The sequence below is a fragment of the Mesorhizobium sp. M7A.F.Ca.MR.148.00.0.0 genome (genome assembly GCF_003997735.1).
In the GTDB taxonomy this organism is placed as follows: Bacteria; Pseudomonadota; Alphaproteobacteria; order Rhizobiales; family Rhizobiaceae; genus Mesorhizobium.
Window position 1 is genome coordinate 1 of the sequence record NZ_RZTB01000058.1, and the last position, 3182, is coordinate 3182.

The window sequence follows — 3182 nt, forward strand, 5'->3', positions numbered from 1 at the left end:
AAAACAAGGAGTTAGAGCGGGTCGCCGTTTCCGTGAAACGGTGAACTGCTCTAGGCCCGAAAGTGGAATACCTCTGCTCATTGAACCTTCGTCCTCGGATCGAGCACCCGATACAGCAGGTCGGAGAGGAGATTGATGGCGATGAACACCGAGCCGATGACGATGGTGCCGCCGAGCACCGCATTCATGTCGGCGTTCTGCAGCGAATTGGTGATGTAAAGGCCGATGCCCGGCCACGAGAACACTGTTTCGGTGAGCACCGAGCCTTCGAGCAGCCCGGCATAGGAGAGCGCGATCACCGTCACCATCGGCACCGCCGCATTGCGCAGCGCGTGGCCCCAGATGATGCGGGTTTCCGACAGGCCCTTGGCGCGTGCCGCGACGATGTATTCCTGCGACAGTTCGTTGAGCATGAACGAGCGCGTCATGCGGCTGATATAGGCGAGCGAGAAGTAGCCGAGCAGCGATGCCGGCAGGATGATGTGGCGGAAGGCGTCGTAAAACACGTCCCACTGCCCCTGCATCGCGGAGTCGAGGAGATAGAAGCCGGTGATCGGCGTAAAAGTGTATTCGTAGACGACGTCGAGCCGCGCCGGGAAGGCAACCCATTGCAGCTTGGCGTAAAACAGCACCAGCCCCAGCAGCCCCAGCCAGAAGATCGGCACGGAATAGCCGATCAGGCCGATGATGCGCACGATCTGGTCGATGAGACTGCCGCGCTTGACCGCCGCCAGCACGCCGAGCGGCACGCCGAACAGCGCCCCGATAAGCGTTCCGAGCGTCGCCAGTTCGGTGGTGGCCGGCAGCGCCCGGCGAATGTCGGTCATGACCGGATTGGTGGTCAGCACGGAGACGCCGAAATTACCGTTCAGGGCATTTTTCACATAGATGTAGAACTGCTCGATCAACGGCAGATCGAGGCCCATCTCCCGGCGCGTGCGCTCGACGACATTGGCCGGCGCCCGGTCGCCGAGCACCGCCAGCACCGGGTCGATCGGAATGACGCGGCCGATGAAGAAGGTGACCGCGAGCAGACCAAGATAGGTCGTGATCGCAATGACCAGGAAACGGCCAAGCGATGACGCAATAGCGACGGCGCGGGCGCTGCCACGCCCCGCCGCCACTTCCTTTTCAACCGTGCTCATGCGGCGTGTCCGCGAGCACTATTCCTTGGACACCGGCCCGACGAAATTGCTGTCGAAGCTCGGGCCGAGCGCAAAGCCCTTGAGGTTCTTGCGCAGGCCGGCCACTTCCAGCTGCTGGTGGATGACGACGAAGGGGCTGGTGTCGAGGATTTTCTTCTCGAGATCCTTGTACATGTCAGCGCGTTTACCGGCGTCCTTCTCGAGCAGTGCTGCTTCCGTTTCCTTGGTCAGGTCCGGAATGTCCCAGGCGTTGCGCCAGGCGAGCGTCTTGGACTTGCCCGCATCCGAATTGTCCGGGTTCGAGGCAAAGGTCTGGGCGTTGGAATTCGGGTCGAAATAGTCCTGGCCCCACTGGCCGATATAGATGTCGTGGTTGCGGGCGCGATATTTGGTCAGCGTCTGCTTGCCGTCGCCCGGGATGATCTCGAGCTTGATGCCGGCCTGGCCAAGCGTCTGCTGGATCGATTCCGCCATGCCGGTCGTCGGCTGGCCGGTGCGTACGTCCATGGTTACGCTGAAGCCGTCGGGCAGACCGGCCTTGGCCAGCAACTCCTTGGCCTTGGCGACATCGAGCTTGAACGGATTCTCATCCAATTCGCCGAGCACGCCCTTGGGCAGGAAGGTCTGGTGGATTTCGCCGATGCCCTTGAGGATGGTGGAACTCAAGGCATCATAGTCGACCAGATATTTGAAGGCCTGGCGGACCTCCGGCTTGGCGAGGTTCGGGTTCTTCTGGTTGAGGCTGATGTAGTAGACGGTGCCCTTCGGCGCGCTGGTGGTCGTGAGATCGGCGTTCTTGGCGATGGCGTCGAGATCGTTCGGCTCGAGATTGCGGGCAACGTCGATGTCGCCGGCTTCGAGCGCCAGGCGCTGGCCCGAGCTTTCCTTCATGTTGCGGTAGATGACGCGGGCAAGTTTGGCCTTCTCGCCGTAGTAATTGTCGTTGCGCTCGAGAACGACTGCCTCATTGGCGCGCCATTCGCGCAGCTTGAAGACGCCGGAGCCGGCATAGCCGGTCTTCAGCCAGGCATTGCCGAAATCATTGTCCCATTTGTAGTCGGCGCTCGGCGTCACCGCAGCGACATGTTCCTTGACCAGCTTGGCGTCGACCACCGACGCGACCGTTGCCGACAGACAGTTCAGGACGAAGCTCGGGGCATAGGCCTTGTCGACGGTGAACTGGAAGGTGGTCTCGTCGACCGCCTTGGCCTTCTCGGCGACGTTGTCGCCGCTGATGCCGAACTGGCCGATGATGAAGGCCGGGCTTTTGTCGAGCTTGACCACACGTTCGAAAGACCAGGCGACGTCGGCGGCGGTGATCGGATTGCCGGAGGCGAATTTCAGGCCGGGCTTGAGCTTGAATGTGTAGGTCAGGCCGTCGTCGGAGACGGTCCAGCTTTCGGCAAGGTCTCCCTTGACCTTGGAGGTGTCGCTGAGGTCGAGACGGACAAGCAGATCATAGGTGTTGCCGGTGACCTCGGCGGTCGACAGCTCGAACGCCTCGCCCGGATCCATGGAGATGATGTCGTCGATCGCGAAACCTTCGACCAGCGTGTCGGCGGGCGTGACCGCACCGGCGGGCGCCCCGGCCAGAAGCAGCGCGGACATGGCCGCACCCGCCAGCAGGAAGCGAGAGCGTAGAGCAAACTTTTCCATCATCATGGTGATTGTTCCCTGTTTTGTTGTTTGTTGACCTGAGTTCCCGGCTCAGGGTTGTGGAATTTTTTTCGGGCCTGGAGAGGGCCCCACTGACCTCCTACCGTTGCGGTTTTTGTCCAGTTGGTCAACACCATATCCGGCAGCCTGGTGACGGGCAACGAGCATTTATGCGACGGCTCAATGGGCCAGAAAGGCCGGCGGGATGCCGACGCACAGGCCAGCCAGTCGAGGCTGCCGATCGGGGAAAATCTGGCGAATGTCGCGGTTATTTCAGCGCCGCGACCAGGTCGGCGTCAGGGAAGCAGGTGGCGGCGCGCCCGTTCTTGGCTTGCCACGTGCCGATCGAACGGCGGGTCTTGAAGCCGGGCAGGCCATCGG

The 3182-nt window shown here is 61.7% G+C and carries 2 protein-coding genes; both read right to left on the reverse strand.

Translation table 11 applies throughout. From position 1 onward, the window contains the following. Positions 1-77: 77 nt before the first annotated feature. Entirely contained in the window at positions 78-1145 is a 1068-nt protein-coding gene (locus EOB49_RS20385) for an ABC transporter permease (RefSeq protein WP_127382056.1), read from the reverse strand. Positions 1146-1163: 18 nt separating this feature from the next. Further along, positions 1164-2807 (reverse strand): ABC transporter substrate-binding protein, encoded by a 1644-nt coding sequence (locus EOB49_RS20390; RefSeq protein ID WP_127382057.1) that lies wholly within the window; start codon positions 2805-2807, stop codon positions 1164-1166. Positions 2808-3182: the final 375 nt, after the last annotated feature.

Excerpts from the sequence above, each read along its gene's own strand:
- EOB49_RS20385 (WP_127382056.1), bottom strand. The coding sequence starts at position 1,145 with ATGAGCACGGTTGAAAAGGAAGTGGCGGCGGGGCGTGGCAGCGCCCGC.
- EOB49_RS20390 (WP_127382057.1), bottom strand. The coding sequence starts at position 2,807 with ATGATGATGGAAAAGTTTGCTCTACGCTCTCGCTTCCTGCTGGCGGGT.